Below are 22,360 nucleotides of genomic sequence, written 5' to 3' on the forward strand. Positions count from 1 at the left end.
GGAGCCGAGAGGCGGTCAGCCGGTGATGCCCCGGCCCACGCCCGGGCCGCCCAACCCCGTCCCGCCCAGGTCGGCCCGCCGGCCGGCGTCCGCGCCCGAGCGGTAGCCACCTCCGGCGAGGCGGCGGCGCGGGGCGGTACGCAGCCGCGGGTACACCTCGGCGAGCCGCCGCTGCACACGGTCGGAGCGGTCGGCGAGCACCAGCGCCATCGACGGCGCCCCGGCCTCGGCGACCGCGCCGGCCTCCGCCGCGCGCAGCCGCTCGGCGACGACCTGGGCGAAACCGGCCAGCCAGGTGCGCCGGTACGCGGCCGGATGCTCGCCGTCCGGCACGACCGCCCCGGCCAACCCGTGGGCGGCCTGCACCAGCAACGAGGTGAAGAGCAGCTCGGCCCGTTCCAGGTCGCTGGCGAAGCCGAACAGGTGCATGGCGAACCCGGAGCCCTGCCGGCGGCGTACGCAGCGGCAGCGCAGCGGGTCGGCGACCGCCGCGAGCAGGCCGGCCTTGTCCCGGGCGTACGGGGCGACGACCTCGACCACCCGGTCGCCCACCGGGTCACGGGTCGGGTCGGCGGCGGCCAGCAGCGCGCGGTCGACGCCGTAGCGGGCGATCAGCTCGGTCGCCTTGGCCGTGAAGGCGGCCGACTCGGCGGGGGTGCAGGCCGGGTCCTCGGCCTGGGCGAGCAGCTTGCGCACCTTGCTGAGCATCGCCTCGGACATGCCCCAGAGCTATCACAGCGCCGTCGGGTGCGGGCGTTCAGTCCTCGCGACTGCGCAACGTGGCGATGGTCGAGCCGGCCAGGGTGAGCAGGCAGTCGGGCAGCAGCCCGTCGGCCGCCGCCGCGCCGAACAGCGCCTCGCCGGTGTCGGCGTCGTCGTTGGCGCACGCGCTGACGAAGCGCGCCACCCAGCGGGTGTCGTAGTCGGCCTGGTCGATGCCGGGGAAGTCGAGCGCGGCGGCGCCGGCCGGCGCGTCGTCGCCGAGCATGGTGGCGGCCAGGCACCAGGCCACCCCGTACGCCCCGGACAGCCCCGAGCGGTCGACGACCGCGTCGAAGGCGCCGACCACGCCGGCGCCGTCCCCGACCAGCGCCGAACGGAGCACGGCGGTCGCGTCGTCCAGCGTCTGCTGTGCTTCGTCGGTCACCTGCGGAACAGTAGCGCCGGGGGTCAAGCGGTGACCCCGGATCGGCCCGACGATCACGCACAGTGATTCCCGCAGTCGGGGTGCCGACGGAGCCCACTCCACAGTCCCGCCCGCCGCGTCGGCACGCTAATGTGCGCAGCGGACCTTCGCCCGAGGAAGGACGACCATGCTGAGAACACGCACGTCGCGCGCGGCCCTGTCCACGGCCTGCGCGGCGCTCCTGCTCGCCACCAGCGCCTGCGGGAGCGACGAGCCGAAGGACGCGACCACCACCCAGGTACGCCTCTACGGCACCGACGGCAACATGCTCAACTCCTACGCCGCGTCCCTCAAGGACCGGGCGGATCTCCTGAACGGCATGAAGGGCACCACCCCTCTCACGCCGCTGCCGGAGAGCTTCAAGGAGCGGCTACGCAACGTAGACCCGAAGCTGACCGACTATCTGTACTCGGCGGAGTCGTACGACGCCGTGGTGATCAGCGCGCTGGCCGCCCAGCTCGCCGGCACCACCGCGCCGGCCGAGATCGCCAAGCAGATCGTCGGGGTGACCACCGGCGGTCAGCGCTGCGACGAGGTGGCGGCCTGCCTCCAGCTCGCGCGCGCCGGGCAGGACATCGAGTACCGGGGCGTGTCGCTGACCCGGGCCGGGTTCACCGACACCGGCGAGCCGGCCACCGCGAGCTACGGCACGTTGCACTTCGACAACGAGAAGATCGACGACGCGAAGACCGAGTTCGTCGGCGCGGGTGAGGACTCGGGCGCGAGCAGCAAGGCTCCGCCGCGTGGTCGCAAGGTGCGCGACGGCAAGGCAAAGGACGCCCCGCTGGTGCTCGGCGGCCTGCTGCCGAAGACCGGTGACCTGGCGCTGGCGTACCCGCCGATGGCGGCCGCCGCGGCGCTCGCCCTCGCCGAGGTCAACGCGGCCGGCGGCGTGCTCGGCGAGCCGGTGAAGTGGGTCGACGGCGACGACGGCACCAACCCGGCGGTGGCGAAGGCGACGGTGGCCTCGCACGTCGCGCAGGGCGTCCAGGTCATCATCGGGGCCGGCGCCTCCGGCATCTCCCGCGCGGTGCTGCCGGACGTGGTGGCCGCCGGCCGGATCCTGTTCTCGCCGTCGAACACCGACGCGGGCCTGAGCACCGTGGACGACAAGGGGCTCTACTTCCGCACCGCGCCGCCGGACAGCCTCCAGGGCCGCGCCCTGGCCGACGTGATGCTGCGGGACGGGCCTCGCAAGATCGTGATCCTGGCCCGCAAGGACTCCTACGGCGAGGGTCTCCAGGAGAACGTCCGGGCCGAACTGGAGAAGGCCGGGGTCGGCGCGGACCGGCTCAAGCTGCTCACCTACCTGCCGCCGGAGGACCCGAACACGCCCGTCGACTTCGGTGGCCTCGCCCAGGAGATCAAGGGCTTCGGTCCGGAGGCGGTGCTGCTGATCGGCTTCGGTGAGTCCATGCCGGCGATCATCGCGCTGGCCGACGCCGGGATCCAGATCACCAGCTGAGACGCGCGTACGGCGAGGGCCGCACCGGGACGACCGGTGCGGCCCTCGCCGTCTCAGCGGGCCTTCCGGCGTTCCAGGAACTCGGTCATCCGCCGCCGCTTCTCCTCGTCCTCGAAGAGCACGGCCTGGCTGAGCAGGTCGAGCTGCGGGTGCGCGGCCGGCGGCGCGTCCACGGCCAGCTTGGTCAACCGCAACGCCAGCGCCGAGCCCTTGGCCATCTCGTCGAGCAGCCCGTGCGCGGTGGGCAGCAGCTCCGCCGGGTCGGCCACCACCCGGTTGACCAGACCGATCCGCAGCGCCTCGTCGGCGTCCACCCGCCGGCCGGTGAAGAGCAGCTCCTTCGCCCGGGCCTCGCCGATCAGGGCGGGCAGCCGGTAGGTCGCGCCCGCGCCGGCGAGGATGCCCAACCGCACCTCCGGCTGACCGAACATCGCACGGCCCGTGCACACCCGCAGATCGCACGCGTACGCCAGCTCGGCCCCACCGCCCAGCGCCGGGCCGTCGACCGCCGCCACGGTGGGCATCGGGAGCGCCCGGATCCGGGCGAAGACGCCCTGGTTGATCGCGGCCAGCGCGTCCAGCCGGCCGCGTTCGCGGAGCTGGGCGATGTCCGCGCCACCGGCGAAGATGCCCGCGGCGCCGCCGGTGAGCAGCATCAGCCGGGGCCGCGCCTCCAACTCGGCGCAGACCGCGTGCAGTTCGCCCACCAGGTCGGCGTCGATCGCGTTGCGCTTCTCCGGCCGGTCCAGCGTGACCACGAGGCGGTCCGGCAGTTCCTCGATCCGCAGCCCGCTCATCGTTTCACCCCGTCTTCCCAGGTGTAGAAGCCCTGGCCGGACTTCTTGCCCAGCTTCCCGGCGGCCACCATCTCGACGAGCAGCGGCGGCGGCGCGAACCGGTCCCCGTACGCGGCCTGGAGGGTGCGCGCGATGTCGAGCCGGACGTCCAGTCCGACCAGGTCGGTCAGCTCCAACGGGCCGACCGGGTGCCGGTAGCCGAGCACCATGGCTTTGTCGATGTCGGCCGGGCTGGCCACCCCGTCGGCCACCATCCGGATCGCCTCCAGACCGAGCGTGACGCCGAGCCGGGAGGTGGCGAAGCCGGGCATGTCGCGTACCACGACGGGGTCCTTGCCCAGCCGGCCGGCGAGCGCGACGGCCGCCTCGGTGGTCTCCGGCGCGGTGGCCGGGCCGATCACCACCTCCAGCAGTGCCATCGCCCAGACCGGGTTGAAGAAGTGCAGCCCGAGGAAGTCCGCCGGGCGGTCCAGCCCGTCGGCCAGCTCGGCGATCGGGATGCTGGAGGTGTTGCTGCCCAGCAGCACCGGTCGACGGCCCTCGGCCTCGCGGAGCACGGCCCGCTTGAGGTCGAGCCGCTCGGGCACCGCCTCCACGATCACGTCCGGCCCCTCGGCCACCTCGGCCAGGCCGGCGCGCAGGGTGACCCGCGCCCGGTTGGCGGTCGCCGCCTCCTCGGTCAGCTTGCCCCGCCGCACCCCGCGCTCCCACAGCTCACCGAGCCGCCGGACGGCGTCGGCGCCCCGGGCCGGGTCGACCTCGACCAGTTCGACCGCGTACCCGGCGCCGGCCGCCACGTACGCGATGCCGAGGCCCATGGTGCCGGCCCCGACGACCACAAAACGACCACTCATCGACGTCCCCTCGCCGCGGCGGGGGCGGGCGGGGTCTCCGCCGCGCCGGGCCCGGCCGCTCGCTCCTGGATGCGACCCTATGCAGGGCCGGGCCGCCGGGCATGCGTGGGGGCGGAGCGGACGGGGTACAGACGGCCGTCAACGCCGAAGGAAGGATCGAGATGAGCCAGGCACCGGAGAGCGCGCAGAACACCGAGACGGTCGAGACGCGCGGCGACGAGCGGGTGGACCTGCTCCGCGCGGACACCAACAACGACGGCAAGACCGACGTCTGGGTGGTGGACACCGACGGCGACGGCAAGGCCGACCTGTTCCAGTTCGACACCGACGGCGACGGCAAGGTGGACATCACCATGGTCGACATCGACGAGGACGGCACCCCGGACGAGGTGGTCGACGGCGACGGTGGCCTGCCGCCGGAGCAGACGACCCCCACCGTCCAGGTCTGAGATGCAAGGAAGGGCCCCTTGTTAACGCGTAGGCGCTTGAAAGGGGCCCTTCCTAAGGCCGCAGCGCGAGCGTGGCGAGGTAGTAGGGGTGGTCGGTGTCGTCCACGTCGGTCAGTCGCCACGGTGAGCCGTGGACCAGCTCCGCGAACTCCTCGGGCGAGCAGACCAGGTAGTCGAACCACTCGGTGCCGAGCATCCGGTAGCGCAGCCGCAGCCGCAGCTGCCCGCCCAGCCGGCCCCGCCGCCGGTTCCGCTCGTGGTAGCCGGTGTGCACCGGGTCGGTGGTCCCGTACGGGTCGGTGCCGTGCGCGATCACCGTCGCCCCCGGCCGGGCCAGCGCGGCGAGCGCGGCCAGCAGCGCGGGGGCCCGCTCCCGCCCCTCGAAGAGGCCGAGGTTGTTGCCGAGCAGCAGGAACGTGTCGTAGCGCCGTCCGTCGGCGACGTGCTCGTCGACGGTGCCGTGCACCAGCTCGCGTACGCCCCGGTGCCGACTGACCCGCAGCGCGCCGAGCGAGGTGTCCAGGCCGGTGACCTGCACGCCGCGCTCCTGCAGGTGCAGCGCGATCCGGCCGGCGCCGACGCCGACGTCGAGCACGTGCCCGTGGACCCGGTCGACCGCCCGGTGGTCGTGCGGCTGCCAGCGGTCCGGCGGGTCGAGGTAGTGCCCGGCGGGCGCGCCGTTGACCAGCCCGTCGTCGCGCTCGATGATCTCGATGACCGGGCGGGGCAGGCGCCCGCCGGCCATCGGTCGGGGACCGACGCCGGTCGCCACCGCGTACGCGTCGCGGATCATCTCGCCGAACACGTCGCCGATCTCGGGTTCCCCGGTCATGAGAGAGCACGCTATCCGGGCTCGGCGCCGCTGTCGCAGCCGTATCCTGGGCGGCGTGACCGACCTGGACCGCCTGGCGGCGGAGAAGTACGTCCTGCTCACCACGTTCCGCAAGGACGGTCGGGCGGTGGCGACCCCGGTGTGGGCGGTGCGCGACGGCGACGCGCTGGCGGTGTGGACCGTGTCCGACTCCGGCAAGGTCAAGCGGATCCGGCGCGACGGCCGGGTCACTGTCGCACCGTGCGACGTGCGCGGACGCCCCCACGGGGAGGCGGTGCCGGCGCACGCGACGATCAGCGACCAGGAGAGCACGCGGCGGATCCGGGGCCTGCTCAAGCACAAGTACCGGCTGATCGGCCGGCTGAGCCTGCTGGGCAGCCGGCTGCGCCGGGGGGAGGGCGGCACGGTGGGGCTGCGGATCGTCCTGGACGGACCGGCCCCCGGACACGATTAAGGGCGGTGGCCCGTCGGCCGACCGCCCCTGATCGGGATTTCCTGAGGAACTTCGGGTCGTCAGTCTCCCTGACGCTGCTGGGGAATCTGCCCCTGCAGCAGGGCCCGAACCTCCGACTCGCGGTAACGGCGGTGGCCGCCCAGGGTCCGGATGGCGCTGAGCTTGCCAGCCTTGGCCCACCGGGTCACCGTCTTCGGGTCGACACGGAACATCGACGCCACCTCGGCCGGTGTGAGTAGCGGCTCTGGTTCGTGCGTTCGCGATGCCATCGGGGTCACTCCTCCACATGTATAGACATCGGCCGGGGTCCCGCCGGCCGACGCGTCTCCCATGGTCCGGCTAGTCCCCGATGTCCGACATGGGCCGAACGGCTGAAGGTCCCTAGACGGACGGATGAAGCATGCCCGATTTTTACGACTTTTATGCCGCAGAAACTACCTTATTCGGACTCATGATCACGGTTCGTGATGCGTCAACTACGAGACACTCTCGTATCCCGTCCCACGAAAGAGGGCAAACCGGGCGTCAGTTGCAGCGCTCCAGCAGCTGCACCGCACGCCAGCGCGCGACCAGCTTGTCGTAGGCCGCCGAGGCCTCCTCGGCCTCGCCCCGGGCCAGCCCGGCCAGCCCCTCCGCGACCAGCTCGGTCGAGTCGTCGGCCGCCAACGTCTCGTCCGGCAGCAGCTGCACCAGGCCGCCGTAGTCCAGCTCGACCACCGACCGCGGGTGGAACTCCTCCAACCAGCGGGCGGCCTCCTCGACCGCCTCGGTGATCGGCGCCTCCCCGACCGACTTGCGCAGCACGGACAGCGCCCGCGAGGAGCGGCGCCGCGCCTTGGAGATCTCCGTGCGGAAGCGCAGCGCACGCCGCTCCGGCTCGGTGACCAGATGCCGCTCCCCGGCCTCGAACAGCACGAACCAACGCAGCGGCACACCCCAGGTGGCGATCTGCTCGTGCACCCGGGGCACCCCGTGCTCCAGCACCCGGGCCCCGCTGCGCCAGTCCTCCACCACGGCCTTGGCCTGCCCGGCCAGCACCGGCGGCACGAACGCGTCGGCGAGCACCGACGGCACCCCGTCCCGCGCGCTGAGAGCCGCCTCGGCGACCCGGATGCGCAGGTTCCACGGGCAGACCAGCAGCGCCTCGTCGGTCTCCAGGACGTACGCCTCGTCCGGCAGGTCGGGCAGCCGGGTCCAGCCCGCGCCGAGCGCCTCGATCACCGCCGTCCGCTGCCGCACCGGCCCCTCCAGCGGGGCGATCGCCCGGCCCTCGCTCACGTACCGGCGCCAGTACGACTGCCGGTCCCGGTCGAAGGCGGTCAACGGCTCGTACACGCGCAGGTATGAAGCGAAGAGCGACGGCACGGCGCGATCCTCCCACGAGACGGGACCCCCCGTCGCCGCCGTCACGCCGGCGGCGTGACGTGCGCGACAGTACGGTTCCGGCCGATATTAGGCTCAACGACACCGGCAGCATCCCGCCGGCGTGCCACCGAAGGTTCCGCGCCCCACAAGGGCGCACACCGACACAGGAGTCAGCCATGGGCGTATTCGCCAGCACCGACGACCCGGTATCAACGGGTCACGAGCAGGTCGTGTTCTGCCAGGACAAGCAGTCCGGCCTGAAGGCGATCATCGGGATCTACTCCACCGCGCTGGGCCCCGCGCTCGGCGGCACCCGGTTCTACCCGTACGCCAGCGAGGCCGAGGCCCTCGCCGACGTGCTCGACCTCTCGCGGGGCATGGCGTACAAGAACGCCCTGGCCAACCTCGACCTCGGTGGCGGCAAGGCGGTCATCTGGGGTGACCCGGAGCAGATCAAGAGCGAGGCGCTGCTGCGCGCCTACGGCCGCTTCGTGGAGTCGCTGAACGGCCGCTACTACACCGCCTGCGACGTCGGCACCTACGTCGCCGACATGGACGTCATCGCCCGGGAGACCCGCTACGTCACCGGTCGCAGCGTGGAGCACGGCGGCGCGGGCGACTCGTCGATCCTCACCGCCTGGGGCGTCTTCCAGGGCATGCGGGCCGCCGCCGAGCACGTCTGGGGCAGCCCGACGCTCGCCGGCCGGCGGGTCGGTGTGGCCGGCCTGGGCAAGGTCGGCAAGTACCTGACCGCGCACCTGCTGGAGGACGGCGCCGAGGTCGTGGCGACCGACGTCAACCCGCGCGCCCGGGAGTGGGTGCGCACCACCCACCCGCAGGTCACCCTGGTCGACGACACCGCCGCCCTGGTCGCGTCCGACATCGACGTGTACGCCCCGTGCGCGCTGGGCGGCGCGCTCGACGACGAGACCGTGCCGGTGCTGCGGGCCAAGGTGGTCACCGGCGCGGCGAACAACCAGCTCGCCCACCCGGGCATCGAGAAGGTACTCGCCGACCGGGGCATCCTCTACACCCCCGACTACGTGGTGAACGCCGGTGGCGTGATCCAGGTCGCGGACGAGATCGAGGGCTTCAACTTCGATCGGGCCAAGCTGCGCGCCACCCGGATCTTCGACACCACGCGGGAGATCCTGCGGCTCGCCGACGACGAGGGGGTCCCGCCGGCGGTCGCCGCGGACCGGCTCGCCGAGCGGCGGATGGCCGAGGTCGGCCGGCTGCGCACCATCCACCTGCGCTGAACGTCACCCGGGGGCGGGCCGCCGGCTCCGCCCCCGGGCACACGCCGGACCGGGTACGGCGTTAAGCTGATCCTCGGGATATTTCGTCCGGTTTGCGCGCTGTCACGGCCGGCACCGGCCGTCGCCCCTTACCCGGTACACTTTGTGACGGCTGGAACACTGCGACGCGCAGGGCCGGTCGACGGTGACCCGAGGTGCCGAACGGTGGCATCCCCATGTACCGTAAGAGCCACGAGAGATGCCTGACGTCATCGGGGCCCGCCTTCGGGCTGCCCCGCATTCTGTGCGAGGGGGTCGAGCCATGGGGCGCGGCCGTGCTAAGGCCAAGCAGACGAAGGTGGCCCGGGAGTTGAAGTACCACTCCCCGAACACCGACCTAACCGCCTTGCAGCGCGAACTGGCGGGTAGTGGTAAGTCTGAGCACAACTTCGACGACGACTACAAAGAGTATGTCGACGACGATGACGAGGACCACGCGGACGACGACCCGGACACCTGGGCCCGCCCGACCCGCTGACCTCCCATCACATCTGAGCACGCGGCAACCCCCGCGTGCTCACGCATGTGCTCTGCCGAGCCGGCGTACGACCGACGATCAGGGACCTGCCGCACCGGGGCGACCCCCGGCCGCACCGGCAGGTCCTTGATCGCGGAACCGTTCCCTCAGCGCGGTCGGTTGTTCCAGTTGTAGAACGTCGGGATGTTCTCGAAGTGGTTCCACGCGCACACCGCGCTGGCGCCGTCGCCCCCCGACACCTCCGACCGCAGCAGCCGAGCCGCCTCGGCCTCGTGGAGCAGCGCGGTCAGCCCCGCGGCCGCGTCCCGCACCCGGTCGGCGACCACGTCCCGGTCGTTGTCACTGGTGATCTCGGGCATGCTCCAACACTCCCTCCAATAGGCGGATCTTGCTGTTGCGGCAGTGCTCGGTCTCCGTGCCGTCGAACCGCCCCAGCTCGAAGTAGCGGTTGGCGGCGTGACCACCACCGCAGAACCCGAAGTAGGCGCAGGACGACCGGCACGCCTCCACCCCGGTGAGGAACTCACCGACCCAGGGCGTCCGCCCGGCGCCGGCGAGGATCTCGCTCAGCGGGGTGGTCAGCACGTTCCCGCTGCCGAAGTCGCCGTACCGGGGGTCGCTGAAGCCGGCCAGCTCGGGGGAGAGCACCACCACCGAGCCGTCGTGGCCGACGGTCGGGATCGGGTCGAGGTGACGGGGCAGCAGCTCGTCCGCCGTGCCGGCCAGGACCGCCCCCGCGTACCGCAGTGACCACTCCACCTCGCGCAGGTGGATCCGGGGATCACGACGCCAGGCCGCGACCAGCTCGGCCCAGAAGCCGGTGACGTCGGCCGCGTCCCGGGCGTTCGTCCGGGTGTTGACGCCCTCGGTCTCCTCGATGTTGACGCCCAGCACCTCGCAGCCCAGGTCGAGGAAGTAGTCGTACAGCTCGGTCGCCAGCCCCGGCTCCGGCCGGGAGACCACCGCCAGCGCCGAGAAGGGCAGCCCGTGCCGGCGCAGCGCCGCCACCCCGGCCACGATCCGGTCGTACGCCGGACGCCCGCCCCGGGTGACCCGCTCGGCGTTGCGCGCCCGCGGGCCGTCCACGCTCACGCTCACCCGCACCCGGTGCTCGGCGAAGAACGCGCACCAGGCGTCGTCGACGAGGGTGGCGTTGGTCTGCACGTGGTGCTCGACGTCCGGCCCGAACGGGGCCAGCAGCGCGGCCAGGTGCTCCCGACCGGCCGCGAGCGGCTCACCGCCGTGCCAGACCACGGAGAAGCGCCCCCCGGCCGACCAGGGGTTCACCGACGCCGCCACCGCCTCGGCCACCGCCACCGGCATCCGCCGGTCCGCCGCGCGCAGCGGCAGGTAGCAGTAGGCGCAGTCGAGGTTGCAGAGCGTGGTCGGCTGCATGACCACGTACGAGGGGACGGCGGCGATGCCCCGCATCCCCTCGGGCGTGCGCGCAGCCATCGACCCCTCCCCCGCGTGCCTGGAAACCGAACCTTCAGGCTAGGCGGCGGTGGCCGCTCGGGTGAACCCCCGATCAGGTGCCCGGCTGATCAGCGGAGCGTGATCATCCCCGGGTGTGCTGGCCGACCATCTGCACGTTGCCGGAGCCCTCGATGATCTCGCCGGCCTGCCAGGCCTCGACGCCACGGCCGGTCAGCGTGGCCAGCGCGCGGTCGGCGTCCTCGGCGGAGACGATCGCGAACATGCCGACGCCCATGTTGAACGTCGCCTCCATCTCCGGGTCCTCGATCCGGCCCTTGGACTGGATCAGGTCGAAGATCGGCTGCGGCTTCCAGGTGGAGCGGTTGACCACCGCGTCGACGTGCTCCGGCAGGACCCGGACCAGGTTGCCCGGGATGCCGCCGCCGGTGACGTGGGCCAGGGCCCGCACCTCCGCCTCGGCGATCAGCTTCAGGCAGTCCTGCGCGTAGATCTTGGTCGGGGTGAGCAGCTCCTCGCCCAGCGTGCGCTGGCGGCCGAAGTCGTCGATCACCACGTCCAGCCGCATCCGGCCGGCGCCCAGCAGCACGTGCCGGACCAGGGAGTAGCCGTTGGAGTGCAGTCCGGAGGAGCGCATGGCGATCACCACGTCGCCCACCTCGACCCGCTCCGGGCTGAGGATGTCGCTCTCCTCCACCACGCCCACGCCGGTGGCCGAGATGTCGTACTCGTCCGGACGCAGCACGCCGGGGTGCTCGGCGGTCTCGCCGCCCAGCAGCGCGCAGCCGGCGTACCGGCAGCCGTCGGCGATGCCCGCGCCGATCTCGGCGACCTTGTCCGGCACGACCTCGCCGGTGGCGATGTAGTCGAGCAGGAACAGCGGCTCCGCGCCGCAGGCGACCAGGTCGTCGACGACCATCGCGACCAGGTCGATGCCGACCGTGTCGTGGATGTCGAGCTGCTGGGCGATCACCAGCTTGGTGCCCACGCCGTCGGTCGAGGAGGCGAGGATCGGGTTCTTGTATTTCTTGGTGTCCAGCCGGAACAGGCCGGCGAAGCCACCGAGGTCACCCATGACCTCCGGGCGCCGGGTCTCCCTGACCTTGGACTTGAGCAGCTCGACCGCGCGGTCGCCCGCCTCGATCGACACCCCGGCGTCAGCGTACGAGACCGAGCGTTTGCGCTGCGTCCGGCCGGATCCCGCCGTCCAGGGCTGGCGGTCGCCGCCGGCGCCCGTCGGGCTGGATCCTGCGCCGCTGCGCTCGGACACGTGCGTCACGGTTCTCCCCTTTGTGGTTCCCGCGGGACCGGAGCGGCCGGACCCGCGTCGGTGGTGCTACGGGTGGTGGGTCGGTGTGGCGACGAGCGGGACGGTGGGCTCGACCGCCTCGGCGGCGACCCGGCGACCCACTCCCTCGAGCACGTGCTTGCCGATCAGGTTCCCGGCCGGCAGTTCGATCGGGTACTCCCCATCGAAGCACGCCCGGCAGAGCCGCGTCTTCGGCTGCTCGGTCGCGGCGATGAGACCGGGCAGGGACACGTAGCCCAGCGTGTCGGCACCGATCGAGCGCCGGATGCCCTCGTTGTCCAGCCCGTTGGCCAGCAGTTCGGCCCGGGTGGCGAAGTCGATGCCGTAGAAACAGGGCCAGCTCACCGGCGGCGACGAGATCCGGACGTGGACCTCCAGCGCCCCCGCCTCGCGCAGCAGCCGGACGATGGCCCGCTGCGTGGTGCCCCGGACGATCGAGTCGTCCACCACCACCAGCCGCTTGCCGCGCACGTTCTGCCGCAGCGGGTTCAGCTTGAGCCGGACACCGAGCGCGCGCAGCGTCTGCGAGGGCTGGATGAAGGTGCGCCCCACGTACGGGTTCTTCATCAGACCCTGGCCGTAGGTGATGCCGGACTCCTCGGCGTAGCCGATGGCCGCCGGGGTGCCCGACTCCGGCACGGGGATCACCAGGTCGGCCTCGACCGGGTGCTCCTTGGCGAGCTGCCGGCCGATCTGCACCCGGGCGGCGTGCACGTTGCGGCCGGCGATGGTGGCGTCCGGCCGGGCGATGTACACGTACTCGAAGAGGCAGCCCTTGGGCTCCGGCGCGGCGAACCGGCTGGAGCGCAGCCCGTTCTCGTCGATCGCGATCAGCTCGCCCGGCTCCACCTCGCGCACCACGCTCGCGCCGACGATGTCCAGCGCGGCGGTCTCGCTCGCCACCACCCAGCCGCGCTCCAGCCGGCCGAGGACCAGCGGGCGCACGCCGTGCGCGTCGCGCGCCGCGTAGAGCGTCGACTCGTCCATGAAGACGAAGCTGAACGCGCCCCGCAGCTGCGGCAGCACCTCCATCGCGGCCGCCTCGACCGAGAGGTCGGGCCGGCTGGCCAGCAGCATGGTGACCAGCGAGGTGTCGTTGGTCGAGCCGTCGGAGTCGACGCCCCGGGCGGACACCTCGCGGCGCAGCTCGGCGGTGTTGACCAGGTTGCCGTTGTGGGCCAGCGCGATCGTCGTGCCGGCGGTGGTGGCCCGGATCGTCGGCTGGGCGTTCTCCCAGGTCGAGCCGCCGGTGGTCGAGTAGCGCGCGTGCCCGATGGCGACGTGCCCGCGCAGGCTCGCCAGGGTCGGCTCGTCGAACACCTGGGCGACCAGCCCGAGGTCCTTGTAGACCACCACACCGGAGCCGTCGCTGACCGCGATGCCCGCGGCCTCCTGACCCCGGTGCTGGAGGGCGTAGAGCCCGAAGTAGGTGAGGTTGGCGACCTCTTCCCCGGGCGCCCAGACGCCGAAGACGCCGCACGCGTCCTGGGGGCCGGGTCGCTGGGGGTCAAGGTCGTGGCTCAGCCGGCCATCGCCTCGGGGCACCTGCCGCTCCCTCATGGTGGGGGTCTGGACTGGCCTGGCGGAGTCGGGGGGCAGCTCCGCACCGTGGGCCGGGACCGTCGTCGGGCACCAGTGTACGCGAACAGGAGTCGACACCGACAGTCACGAACCGTCCGCCGAGGGTGACGACACCCCGCCGCGTCGGTCCGGCTAAATCGGGAGGTACGCGGAGAGGTCGGCCCGGATGCCGGAGACCCGTACGCGACCCTCGGTGACCGCTTCCGCCCAGCCGAGGCGTCCGGTGGCCACCGCCAGCCAGGTCGCCGGATCCATCTCCACCACGTTCGGCGGGGTGCCGCGGGTGTGTCGCGGACCGGTCACGCACTGCACCGCGCCGTAGGGTGGGACACGCACCTCCACCGATCGGCCGGGGGCGCGCTCCGCAAGGGCGGCCAAGAGCGTCCGGACCGCCTCCCGCAGCACCGGCCGTTCGGGCGTACGCCCCTCGTCCAGCGCCGTCAGGGCGGCTGACACCACGTCGGAATAAGCGTGCGGAGAGGACACGACGGGACGATACGACCCGGCAGAAGGCCGCACGACGCCGGCCCTGGGTAGAGATGATCCGGTCAGACAAGGCATAGTTGCCGACGGCGTATTTCGTACCGTGAGTGATCAACCCGGCCGGAGCGGCCAGCGGGGAGATCAGACCCGGAAGGCGGTGGACGTGTCAACACACCGACGTGCCTGGAAGCATCGGGCCGGTGTGGTCGTAGCGCTGGTCTTCGGCGCCCTGCTCACCGTCCCCGCCACACCCGCCCTCGCGGCCAGCGTCAGCGTGTCGCCCGGATCTACCACGATCAACGCCGGCAGTGACGCCACGATCACCGTGACGGTGAATCCCGAGGGCACTGACACCAACGGCGACATCAGCCTGAGTGGTCTGCCCGCCGGGGTCAGCTGCACCAGCGGCTGCGGCGGCGTCGAGTTCAACCCTCCCGGTACCCCGAAGGTCCAACTCCTAACCCTCCGTGCGAACGACAACGCGGGCGATGCCAACGCCTCCGTCACGGTCCGGGTGCAAGGGGTGGGCCGGCCGGCCACCGCGAACTTCAACCTCACGGTCAAGGGCAAGGCCGCTCCGCCCTCGCCGCAGCAGCCGCAGACCGTGAAGACGGTCTCCGGCAAGGTGGTCAACTCCGACGGGGAGCCGATCTCCGGCGCGCTCGTCATGCTGCGCGACAGCTCCGGCAACCCGCGCCAGACGACCACGAACGGCAGCGGCAACTTCAGCTTCAGCGGCTCCGCCTCGAACCCGATCCTGCCCGGCCGGATCGACCTCGGCGCCTCGACCGACGGCGCCAGCCCTAGCGCCAAGTCGATCAATGCGGCCGCCGGCCAGTCCGTGACCGGCCTCCGGCTCAGCATCGCGGTCAAGGCCTCGGCGAGCCCGAGCGCCACCCCGTCGGCCAGTGAGTCGGCCCTCCCGTCCGAGGAGCCGACCGAGGACGAGGTGACCGACACCCCCGCCACCGAGGCGCCCGCCGCCCAGCAGCCGACCGCGAACGAGGACTCCGGCGGCTTCAGCTCCTGGCTGCTGATCCTGCTCGGCGGCCTGTTCGTGGCCGTCGGCGTGGGCACCATCGTGCTGCTCTACATGCGGCGCAAGAACGACGACGGTGATGGCGACGGCGACGGTCCGGGTGGGCCGACCGGTCCCGGCGGTCCGGGTGGGGCCGCCATGGCCGGCGCGGTTCCCGCGGCCCGGGGCGCCTACCGGGGCGCCGACGACCAGACCCGCGTGGTCAACGGCATGGGCGCCGGGCCCGCTCCGACGACGGTCGGCGGCGCGGCGATCAGCGACGCGCCGACCATGCTGCAGCGGCCGGTCGTGGACGACGTCCCGCCGGACCCGTACGGCGCACCGCCCGGACCCGCGTACGGCGTCGGGGCGGGGCAGGGTGGCTACGGCTACGGCGACGAGGCGCCCGGGCAGGGCGGCTACGGCGGAGCGAACGGCTACGGCAACGCGCCCTCCTCGGGCGGCGGCTACGGCAACGGCCCGTCCTCCGGTGCCGGCTACGCCGCCGGCGCCGGGGCCTACCCGCCGGCTCAGGGCGGCGGCTACGGCAACGAGCGTTTCGACGAGCCCACCGGCCGCTACACCGGTGACAGCACCCAGTACGCGCCGCCGGCCGACCCGTACCCGACCAGCACCTACCAGCCGGAGCAGGGTCGGGGTTACGACCAGGCCAGCCCGGGCCAGTACGGCCGCGGCCCGGAGCAGGGCGACGGCTACGGCGCCGGTGGCGGTTACGGCGCCGCGCCGGGCGGCTACGACAACGGTCCGGCCGGGGGCTACGACAACGGCCGTCAACAGGGCGGATACGGAGACGTGCCCACCGGCGGCTACACCGGCGCTCCGGGCGGCTACGGCGATGCCCCGGCGGGCGGTTACGGCGACGACCCGGGTTACGCCGGCCGACCGGCTGGCGGCTACGGGGCCGCCCCGGTGAGCGGTCACGGCGCCGCCCCGACCGGCGGTCACGGCACCGCCTCGGTGGGCGGCTACGGCGACAACCCGGCCGGCGGCTACGGCGACGCCCCGACCGGCGGTTACGACAACGCCCCCGCCGGCGGCTACGAGGGTGGCCGAACCCCGGGCGGCTACGGTGACGCGCCGGCCGGTGGCTACGGCGACAACCCCGCCGGTGGCTACGGCGACAATCCGGGCGGCGGCTACGACGGCCGGCAGCAGGGCGGCTACGAGAGCGGCCCGGCCGGCGGCGGTTACGGCTCCGGCTACGACGGCGGCCACCAGCAGGGCGGCTACGACCAGCAGGGCGGCTACGACCAGCAGGGCGGCTACGACCAGCGCGGCGGTTACGGCGACGGCTACGGACAGCAGGGCGGCTACGGCCAGGAGCCGCCGCAGCAGCGCGGTGGCGGCTACGACAACCAGGGCGGCTACCACAACGACCCGGCCCAGGCCGGTCGCGCCCGCCCGGACGGCGCGTCGGAGCGGGGCGGTCGTCGCCTCGACTGGCTGGACGACTGACCCGCACCCCGCACGACCGACAGTGGCCGCCCGCGGAGCGGGCGGCCACTGTCGTCAATCCCGCTGCCGGCGCCCGACCAGTCGCCGATCTTGGAGTTGTGGCACCTACCAAACCGGGCCAGATCCGCCATCCTGGGCACCACAACCCCAAGATCGACGGGAGCGCGGGGCGGGGCGAGCCGGCGCGGAGGTCAGGCGGGGGCGAAGAAGTTCTGGCGGAGCACCGGTACGACGTCGGAGACGCCGACCTCGGTGGCCACCGCGACGTCCCCGGCGAAGCCGCCCTCGGCCAGTTCCCGGCCGGAGACGCAACCCCGGACCGCCGCCGGCACGTCCGGGGTGCTGGCCAGCGCGGCCAGCGCCATCGCCGCCTCCACCGAGAGTCCCCCGGGCACCCCGGCCAAGGCGTCCAGCACGCAGGCGGCCCCGAGCTGGTCCTCCACACAGGGACGCAGTGACCCGTCGGGCCAGCGTTCCCCGGCGGCCACCACGCCGATCGGGGCGTCGTTCGTGCCGTACCCCTGATCGCGGAGCCACCGCCCGACGGCGCGCGCGTTGCGCAGGCATGCCGCGACCACCGGAATGCCGGTGGCGCTCGCCGCGGCGCTGATCGCCGAGCCGTTGGGCGACGGCAGCACCAGGTCGGCGACGACCGGCGCGGTCTGCAGCGCCGCCGGGGAGAGCGACCACGGATGTTCCGCTGTCGTCCTCCGCCGGCCCACAGCGGCGACCGCGCCGACCCGGCGGGCGTACTCGGCGGCCTGCTCGCCCCAGGGGAACGGGTGCACCCGCATGCCGCGGCTCACCGCCACCTCCACGGTGGTGGTGAACGAGAGCACGTCCACCACCACCAGGGCGGCGCAGACCCGGCCGAGTTCCGCGGCCCCGGTCAGTCCCCAGTCGAACCGGGCACCGGCGCCGGGCTGGGCGAAGACCGCCAGGGCCAGGGCCTCAGCGCTGGTCCGGCGCGGATCGCTGGTCCGGCTCATCGGAGGCCGTGTCGGTGTCGTCCGGCGCGGTCGCCGGGGCGACGCCCTCCGGGTCGTCCGTCGACGTGCGGTCGCCCTCGACGGTCGACACGCCGCCGGTCGGGGACCCGGCAGTCGCCGTCACCTGCCGGGACGGGTCGTCCGCCGCGGCGGACCCGGTCCCGTCCTCGGCCGGAGTCGACCCGCTCGGCGCGGTGTCGGCTCCCGTCGGGGCTTCCGCGCCAGGCGACTTGGCGGCCGTCTCCGGGCCGTGCTCGGCGATCGGCTCGGCGGCGACCTGCGCCGGGTCCACCCCGACCGGCTGCTCGGCGGTCGCCGGCAGCACGGTGGTGGTACCGGTACGGGTCGCGGCCACCTCCACCCGGGGCGCCTCCGCGTCACCGAAGAGGCGCGGCAGCGTCGCCGCGTGCGCCTCGCGCAGCTCGTCCAGACCGATCCGGAACTGGCCGTGCACCTCCAGGACGCCGCCGGTCGGGTCGGTCACGCCGATGAACTCCCACGGCACCCCGCGCTCGCCGCAGAGGGCGGTGAACGCCTTCTCGTGACCGCGCGGCACCGACACCAGCACCCGGCCGGCGGACTCGCTGAACAGGAACACGAACGGCATCGAGCCGTCGGCGAAGTGCTCCGGCAGCGCGATCCGGGCTCCGACGCCCCGACGCAGGCTCGACTCGACCAGGCTCTGGGCCAGGCCGCCGTCGGAGAGGTCGTGCGCCGAGCTGAGGTGCCCGACCCGGGCCGCCTCGGCCAGCAGCTCGGCGAGCTGCCGCTCGCGGGCCAGGTCGACCTGCGGCGGGATGCCGCCGAGGTGCTCGTGGGTCACCCAGGCCCACTCCGAGCCGGACAGCTCGACGTGCGTCTCGCCGAGCAGGAAGAGCTGGTCGTGGTCCCCGGCCGGCCGCGGCACGAAGCCCATCGGCACCCGCTCGGCGACGTCGTCCAGCACGCCCAGCACGCCGACCACCGGGGTCGGGTGGATGGCCGCCGCGCCGGTCTGGTTGTAGAAGCTGACGTTGCCGCCGGTGACCGGGATGCCCAGCTCCAGGCAGCCGTCCGCCAGGCCGCGCACGGCCTCGGCGAACTGCCACATCACGCCCGGGTCCTCCGGCGAGCCGAAGTTGAGGCAGTTGGTCACCGCGATCGGCTTCGCGCCGGTCACCGCCACGTTCCGGTACGCCTCGGCGAGCGCCAGCTTCGTCCCCTGGTACGGGTCGAGGCGCGCGTACCGGCCGTTGCCGTCGACCGAGAGGGCGACGCCGAGGCCGCTGCGCTCGTCGATCCGGATCACGCCGGAGTCCTCCGGCTGGGCGAGCACGGTGTTGCCCAGCACGTAGCGGTCGTACTGCTCGGTGACCCAGGTCTTGTCGGCCAGGTTGGGCGACGCGATCATGCGCAGCACGGTCTCCCGCAGCGCGTCCGGGGTGCTCGGTCGGGGCAGCGTCTCGGCCCGGTCCGCCTGGAGCAGGATCAGGTCGGCCGGCTCCCGCATCGGCCGGGCGTAGACCGGACCGTCGTCGACCAGCGAGCCCGGGGGCACGTCGACCACGAGCTGGTCACGCCAGGTGATGACCAGGCGGCCCGGCTGGCCGTCCGGCGACGGCGCGGTGACCTCGCCGATGGCGGTGGCCCAGACGCCCCACTTCTCGGCGGTCTTGAGCACCGCCTCCAGCTTCTCCGGCGTGACGACCAGCAGCATCCGCTCCTGGGACTCGCTGGCCAGGATCTCGTGCGGCTCCATCGAGGGCTCCCGCAGCGGGACCCGCTCCAGCCAGACCCGCATGCCGGTGCCGGCGGAGGCGGCGGTCTCGGTGAGGGCGCAGGTCAGGCCGGCGCCGCCGAGGTCCTGGATGCCGACGACCAGCTCGGCGTCGTACAGCTCCAGGCACGCCTCGATGAGCAGCTTCTCCATGAACGGGTCGCCCACCTGCACGGACGGGCGGCGCTGCTCGCTGCCCTCGTCGAAGGTGGCGCTGGCCAGCACGGACACGCCGCCGATGCCGTCGCGGCCGGTCTTGGCACCCATCAGCACCACGACGTTGCCGGGGCCGGTGGCGTCCTTCTTCTGCAGCCGGTCGACCGGCAGCACGCCCAGGCAGAGCGCGTTGACCAGCGGGTTGCCCTGGTAGCAGGGGTCGAAGACCACCTCGCCGCCGATGTTGGGCAGGCCGAGGCAGTTGCCGTAGCCGCCGACGCCGGCGACCACGCCGGGCAGCACCCGGGCGGTGTCCGGGTGGTCGGCCGCGCCGAAGCGCAGCGGGTCCATCACGGCCACCGGGCGGGCGCCCATGGCGAGGATGTCGCGGACGATGCCGCCGACGCCGGTCGCCGCGCCCTGGTAGGGCTCGACGAAGCTCGGGTGGTTGTGCGACTCGACCTTGAAGGTCACGGCCAGCTCGTCGGAGACCCGGACCACGCCGGCGTTCTCGCCGATGCCGGCCAGCAGCCGGTCGCTCGGCGGCGCCTTCTCGCCGAACTGGCGCAGGTGCACCTTGCTCGACTTGTAGGAGCAGTGCTCGCTCCACATGATCGAGTACATGGCCAGCTCGGCCTGGGTGGGGCGCCGGCCGAGGATGTGCCGGATCCGGTCGTACTCGTCGTCGCGGAGGCCCAGCTCGGCGTACGGCTGGAGTTCCTCCGGCGTGCCGGTGGCCCGGGGGACGGTGTCCACGCCGGGCGCCCAGTCGTCGGTCGGGCCGGCCTGGGGCACGACGCCCTGCGGCCCGCGCAGGGTCGGGTCCGGATGGGTGGTCATGACGTCTCCTTGCTGCGCTCGCCGGCGCTCGCGCTCCTCGCGCTCACGCGGGCGCTCCCACCAGGTGCTTGAGCACCGAGGTGAAGAAGCCGAGGCCGTCCAGCGAGGGGCCGGTGAGCGCCTCCACCGCGTGCTCGGGGTGCGGCATGATGCCGACCACGTTGCCGGCCTCGTTGGTGATCGCGGCGATGTCGCGCTGCGATCCGTTGGGGTTGCCGCCGACGTACCGGGCGACGACGCGGCCCTCGGCCTCCAGCCGGTCCAGCGTCGCCGGGTCGGCGACGTAGCAGCCCTCGCCGTTCTTGACCGGGATCAGCACCTCCTGCCCCGGCTGGAACGCGTTGGTCCAGGCGGTGCCGGTGGCCTCGATCCGGAGGACCTGGTCCCGGTTGCGGAAGTGCAGGTGCTGGTTGCGGGTGAGCGCGCCGGGCAGCAGGTGGGCCTCGCAGAGGATCTGGAAGCCGTTGCAGATGCCGAGCACCGGCAGGCCACCACGGGCGGCCTCGACGACCGTCTCCATCACCGGGGCGAACCGGGCGATGGCGCCGCAGCGCAGGTAGTCGCCGTAGGAGAAGCCGCCGGGCAGGACGACGGCGTCCACCCCGTGCAGGTCCGGGTCGCCGTGCCAGAGCCGGACCGGCTCGGCGCCGGCGATCCGGACGGCCCGGGCCGCGTCCCCGTCGTCGAGCGAGCCGGGGAACGTCACCACACCGACCCGGGCGGTCACGAGTGCGCGCCCGCGGTCTCGTCGGCGTCGACCACGCGGACCGTGAAGTCCTCGATGACCGGGTTGGCGAGCAGTTTGTCGGCGATCTCGCGGGCCCGGTCCAGGTCCGGTTCGCCGGTGAACTCGATCTCGATCCGCCTGCCGATCCGGACGGAGGCGACGTCACTGACGCCGAGCCGGGGCAGCGCGTTTGCGACGGCCTGGCCCTGCGGATCGAGGATCTCGGGCTTGAGCATGACGTCGACGACGACGCGAGGCACTGGGCACTCCTGACTGTGTACGCAGTTGGGTGCCGGCCCACAAACGGGCGAGCGCAGCCAGCCTACCTGGCAGATATCGCCCCGCCCGCACCGGCCGGGGACAGTTCGGGCGGTGATCGGCGGGACCGACCGCCCGGGCCGGAGACCGTTGCGCGTTCGTTGCGGCGTCGATACGGATTTGTTGCCCAACCTCAAGGTCAACGGTCGTCCAGAACGCCTCTCACCAGGCATTTTGCTCTCAATGACGGGGCCGCGGGACCGGTTTCCGACAGCCGGTCCGACACGCCGCCGAGACGGACACAGTCATCGGCGTATCTCGATTCACGTCTTGTGACAGAGCGTGGCACGCCCGTAGCATCCATCGTCAGACGTCGATGCTATTGATCGACGCACCTCGCCGGGTCACCCGCCCGGCGCGCCCCGACCGGCCCGGCAACCCCGGGCGCCCCGCGCCGAAGGAGCCCCCACATGCGCCTCCGTCCCCTGCTCGCCGTGCTGACCACCGCGCTGGCCGGCGTCCTGGCCACCGCGTCCGGCGCCACCGCCGCACCGGCCGGGCCGCAGCCGATCATCGGCGGCGGCACCGTCTCGTCCGCCCCCTGGGCCGCGGCCGTCTTCAGCAACGGCTCGTTCACCTGCTCCGGCAGCGTGATCGCGTCCCAGTGGGTGCTCACCGCCCGGCACTGCGTCAGCGGCACCATGTCGGTCCGGGTCGGCAGCGTCTACTACGCCTCCGGCGGCGTCACCCGCACCGTGAGCGCCTCCTACACCCGCTACGACCTGGCCCTGCTGCGCCTGTCCAGCGCGGTCAGCACCTCCACCGTGACGCTGGCCAGCAGCAACCCGCCGGTCGGCTCGACCAACTCGATCTATGGCTGGGGCATGACCTGCTACAGCGGCTGCGGCGCGTCGCCCCAGCTCAAGACCGCGAACGTCAGGGTGACCAGCACCAGCGTCACCGACGCGTACGGCGGGCAGGCGATCCGGAGCACCCGGGTCAACGGCAACGCCTGGCGGGGCGACTCCGGCGGCCCGCAGTTCTACAACGGCCGGCAGGTCGGCGTGGCCTCCACCGCCGACGGCTCCAGCATCCAGAACTACGGCAGTGTCGCGTACAACCGGTCCTGGATCACCTCGGTGGCCGGTGTCTGAC

General features: G+C 73.1%; 23 protein-coding genes. 7 read left to right on the forward strand and 16 right to left on the reverse strand.

Annotation, left to right across the window (positions count from 1 at the left end; genetic code table 11):
• Window positions 1-15: 15 nt before the first annotated feature.
• Together CO540_RS18710 and CO540_RS18715 are read right to left on the reverse strand one after the other, a co-directional pair.
• The gene (locus CO540_RS18710) at window positions 16-720 is read right to left on the reverse strand and encodes a DUF2786 domain-containing protein (protein ID WP_099163054.1); all 705 of its coding nucleotides are present in this window, start codon (window positions 718-720) and stop codon (window positions 16-18) included.
• A 37-nt stretch (window positions 721-757) separates the two neighbouring features.
• Window positions 758-1,147 (reverse strand): hypothetical protein, encoded by a 390-nt coding sequence (locus CO540_RS18715; protein WP_091565673.1) that lies wholly within the window; start codon window positions 1,145-1,147, stop codon window positions 758-760.
• A gap of 166 nt (window positions 1,148-1,313) precedes the next feature.
• Here CO540_RS18715 and CO540_RS18720 point away from each other — a divergent pair, with 166 nt between their 5' ends.
• Window positions 1,314-2,651: an ABC transporter substrate-binding protein gene (locus tag CO540_RS18720; protein ID WP_099163055.1), complete on the forward strand. Its 1,338-nt coding sequence runs from the start codon at window positions 1,314-1,316 to the stop codon at window positions 2,649-2,651.
• 53 nt (window positions 2,652-2,704) lie between these two features.
• On the opposite strand, the gene CO540_RS18725 is transcribed toward CO540_RS18720, so the two are convergent.
• Window positions 2,705-3,448, reverse strand: a complete 744-nt coding sequence (locus CO540_RS18725) for an enoyl-CoA hydratase/isomerase family protein (protein ID WP_099163056.1) — start codon at window positions 3,446-3,448, stop codon at window positions 2,705-2,707.
• Window positions 3,445-4,302 (reverse strand): 3-hydroxyacyl-CoA dehydrogenase family protein, encoded by an 858-nt coding sequence (locus CO540_RS18730; RefSeq protein ID WP_099163057.1) that lies wholly within the window; start codon window positions 4,300-4,302, stop codon window positions 3,445-3,447. The genes CO540_RS18725 and CO540_RS18730 overlap by 4 nt, the downstream gene beginning before the upstream one ends.
• 161 nt (window positions 4,303-4,463) lie before the next feature.
• Here CO540_RS18730 and CO540_RS18735 point away from each other — a divergent pair, with 161 nt between their 5' ends.
• Window positions 4,464-4,751: a hypothetical protein gene (locus CO540_RS18735; RefSeq protein ID WP_091565690.1), complete on the forward strand. Its 288-nt coding sequence runs from the start codon at window positions 4,464-4,466 to the stop codon at window positions 4,749-4,751.
• 52 nt (window positions 4,752-4,803) lie between these two features.
• Here the strand turns inward: CO540_RS18735 and CO540_RS18740 are convergent, their stop codons facing one another.
• Window positions 4,804-5,583, reverse strand: coding sequence for a bifunctional 2-polyprenyl-6-hydroxyphenol methylase/3-demethylubiquinol 3-O-methyltransferase UbiG (locus tag CO540_RS18740; protein ID WP_099163058.1), 780 nt, complete (start codon window positions 5,581-5,583; stop codon window positions 4,804-4,806).
• A gap of 55 nt (window positions 5,584-5,638) precedes the next feature.
• On the opposite strand from CO540_RS18740, the gene CO540_RS18745 reads away from it, so the two are divergent.
• Entirely contained in the window at window positions 5,639-6,037 is a 399-nt protein-coding gene (locus CO540_RS18745; RefSeq protein ID WP_099163059.1) for a PPOX class F420-dependent oxidoreductase, read from the forward strand.
• Between the two features lie 59 nt (window positions 6,038-6,096).
• Here the strand turns inward: CO540_RS18745 and CO540_RS18750 are convergent, their stop codons facing one another.
• Both CO540_RS18750 and CO540_RS18755 read right to left on the reverse strand, forming a co-directional pair.
• On the reverse strand, window positions 6,097-6,306 hold the full coding sequence (locus CO540_RS18750) for a BldC family transcriptional regulator (RefSeq protein ID WP_007073996.1): 210 nt from the start codon (window positions 6,304-6,306) through the stop codon (window positions 6,097-6,099).
• A 256-nt stretch (window positions 6,307-6,562) separates the two neighbouring features.
• Window positions 6,563-7,402, reverse strand: a complete 840-nt coding sequence (locus CO540_RS18755) for a hypothetical protein (protein ID WP_099163060.1) — start codon at window positions 7,400-7,402, stop codon at window positions 6,563-6,565.
• Window positions 7,403-7,578: 176 nt separating this feature from the next.
• Here CO540_RS18755 and CO540_RS18760 point away from each other — a divergent pair, with 176 nt between their 5' ends.
• Together CO540_RS18760 and CO540_RS18765 are read left to right on the forward strand one after the other, a co-directional pair.
• The gene (locus CO540_RS18760; protein ID WP_091565706.1) at window positions 7,579-8,661 is read left to right on the forward strand and encodes a Glu/Leu/Phe/Val dehydrogenase; all 1,083 of its coding nucleotides are present in this window, start codon (window positions 7,579-7,581) and stop codon (window positions 8,659-8,661) included.
• Window positions 8,662-8,962: 301 nt separating this feature from the next.
• Window positions 8,963-9,178: a DUF3073 domain-containing protein gene (locus tag CO540_RS18765; RefSeq protein WP_013283429.1), complete on the forward strand. Its 216-nt coding sequence runs from the start codon at window positions 8,963-8,965 to the stop codon at window positions 9,176-9,178.
• A 146-nt stretch (window positions 9,179-9,324) separates the two neighbouring features.
• On the opposite strand, the gene amcA is transcribed toward CO540_RS18765, so the two are convergent.
• The 5 genes from amcA to CO540_RS18790 form a co-directional block, all read right to left on the reverse strand.
• Complete coding sequence (gene amcA, locus CO540_RS18770; RefSeq protein WP_091565709.1) at window positions 9,325-9,537, reverse strand: multiple cyclophane-containing RiPP AmcA; 213 nt, start codon at window positions 9,535-9,537, stop codon at window positions 9,325-9,327.
• Entirely contained in the window at window positions 9,518-10,609 is a 1,092-nt protein-coding gene (amcB, locus tag CO540_RS18775) for a cyclophane-forming radical SAM peptide maturase AmcB (protein ID WP_172968041.1), read from the reverse strand. Before amcB ends, amcA begins: the two co-directional genes overlap by 20 nt.
• 127 nt (window positions 10,610-10,736) lie before the next feature.
• Window positions 10,737-11,891 carry a phosphoribosylformylglycinamidine cyclo-ligase gene (gene purM, locus CO540_RS18780; protein WP_091565718.1) on the reverse strand — a complete coding sequence of 385 codons (1,155 nt, stop codon included), beginning with the start codon at window positions 11,889-11,891 and terminating at the stop codon, window positions 10,737-10,739.
• A gap of 57 nt (window positions 11,892-11,948) precedes the next feature.
• Entirely contained in the window at window positions 11,949-13,466 is a 1,518-nt protein-coding gene (gene purF / locus CO540_RS18785) for an amidophosphoribosyltransferase (protein WP_091576715.1), read from the reverse strand.
• Between the two features lie 168 nt (window positions 13,467-13,634).
• Entirely contained in the window at window positions 13,635-13,958 is a 324-nt protein-coding gene (locus tag CO540_RS18790) for a sterol carrier family protein (RefSeq protein WP_091576717.1), read from the reverse strand.
• 229 nt (window positions 13,959-14,187) lie between these two features.
• Here CO540_RS18790 and CO540_RS18795 point away from each other — a divergent pair, with 229 nt between their 5' ends.
• Entirely contained in the window at window positions 14,188-16,479 is a 2,292-nt protein-coding gene (locus tag CO540_RS18795; protein ID WP_253866050.1) for a carboxypeptidase regulatory-like domain-containing protein, read from the forward strand.
• A 191-nt stretch (window positions 16,480-16,670) separates the two neighbouring features.
• Here the strand turns inward: CO540_RS18795 and CO540_RS18800 are convergent, their stop codons facing one another.
• Genes CO540_RS18800 through purS form a run of 4 tightly spaced genes read right to left on the reverse strand, consistent with a single transcriptional unit; the run spans window position 16,671 to window position 21,207 of the window.
• Window positions 16,671-17,468 (reverse strand): 2-phosphosulfolactate phosphatase, encoded by a 798-nt coding sequence (locus tag CO540_RS18800; RefSeq protein ID WP_172967873.1) that lies wholly within the window; start codon window positions 17,466-17,468, stop codon window positions 16,671-16,673.
• Window positions 17,431-20,220 (reverse strand): phosphoribosylformylglycinamidine synthase subunit PurL, encoded by a 2,790-nt coding sequence (gene purL / locus CO540_RS18805; protein ID WP_099163062.1) that lies wholly within the window; start codon window positions 20,218-20,220, stop codon window positions 17,431-17,433. Before purL ends, CO540_RS18800 begins: the two co-directional genes overlap by 38 nt.
• A gap of 43 nt (window positions 20,221-20,263) precedes the next feature.
• A complete protein-coding gene (purQ, locus tag CO540_RS18810) occupies window positions 20,264-20,947 on the reverse strand; it encodes a phosphoribosylformylglycinamidine synthase subunit PurQ (RefSeq protein ID WP_091565722.1) in 684 nt (227 codons plus the stop codon).
• Window positions 20,944-21,207, reverse strand: a complete 264-nt coding sequence (gene purS / locus CO540_RS18815) for a phosphoribosylformylglycinamidine synthase subunit PurS (protein WP_091565725.1) — start codon at window positions 21,205-21,207, stop codon at window positions 20,944-20,946. Before purS ends, purQ begins: the two co-directional genes overlap by 4 nt.
• Before the next feature lie 468 nt (window positions 21,208-21,675).
• Between purS and CO540_RS18820 the strand changes: the two genes are divergently transcribed.
• The gene (locus tag CO540_RS18820) at window positions 21,676-22,359 is read left to right on the forward strand and encodes a DUF1986 domain-containing protein (RefSeq protein ID WP_099163063.1); all 684 of its coding nucleotides are present in this window, start codon (window positions 21,676-21,678) and stop codon (window positions 22,357-22,359) included.
• Window position 22,360 lies beyond the last annotated feature (1 nt).

Source organism: Micromonospora sp. WMMA2032, from assembly GCF_002688545.1.
GTDB lineage: Bacteria > Actinomycetota > Actinomycetes > Mycobacteriales > Micromonosporaceae > Micromonospora > Micromonospora sediminicola.

Coding starts and splice junctions, on each gene's coding strand:
- CO540_RS18710 (WP_099163054.1), bottom strand. CDS start 720: ATGTCCGAGGCGATGCTCAGCAAGGTGCGCAAGCTGCTCGCCCAGGCC.
- CO540_RS18720 (WP_099163055.1), top strand. CDS start 1,314: ATGCTGAGAACACGCACGTCGCGCGCGGCCCTGTCCACGGCCTGCGCG.
- CO540_RS18725 (WP_099163056.1), bottom strand. CDS start 3,448: ATGAGCGGGCTGCGGATCGAGGAACTGCCGGACCGCCTCGTGGTCACG.
- CO540_RS18730 (WP_099163057.1), bottom strand. CDS start 4,302: ATGAGTGGTCGTTTTGTGGTCGTCGGGGCCGGCACCATGGGCCTCGGC.
- CO540_RS18735 (WP_091565690.1), top strand. CDS start 4,464: ATGAGCCAGGCACCGGAGAGCGCGCAGAACACCGAGACGGTCGAGACG.
- CO540_RS18740 (WP_099163058.1), bottom strand. CDS start 5,583: ATGACCGGGGAACCCGAGATCGGCGACGTGTTCGGCGAGATGATCCGC.
- CO540_RS18750 (WP_007073996.1), bottom strand. CDS start 6,306: ATGGCATCGCGAACGCACGAACCAGAGCCGCTACTCACACCGGCCGAG.
- CO540_RS18760 (WP_091565706.1), top strand. CDS start 7,579: ATGGGCGTATTCGCCAGCACCGACGACCCGGTATCAACGGGTCACGAG.
- CO540_RS18765 (WP_013283429.1), top strand. CDS start 8,963: ATGGGGCGCGGCCGTGCTAAGGCCAAGCAGACGAAGGTGGCCCGGGAG.
- amcA (WP_091565709.1), bottom strand. CDS start 9,537: ATGCCCGAGATCACCAGTGACAACGACCGGGACGTGGTCGCCGACCGG.
- amcB (WP_172968041.1), bottom strand. CDS start 10,609: ATGCGGGGCATCGCCGCCGTCCCCTCGTACGTGGTCATGCAGCCGACC.
- CO540_RS18800 (WP_172967873.1), bottom strand. CDS start 17,468: ATGAGCCGGACCAGCGATCCGCGCCGGACCAGCGCTGAGGCCCTGGCC.
- purL (WP_099163062.1), bottom strand. CDS start 20,220: ATGACCACCCATCCGGACCCGACCCTGCGCGGGCCGCAGGGCGTCGTG.
- CO540_RS18820 (WP_099163063.1), top strand. CDS start 21,676: ATGCGCCTCCGTCCCCTGCTCGCCGTGCTGACCACCGCGCTGGCCGGC.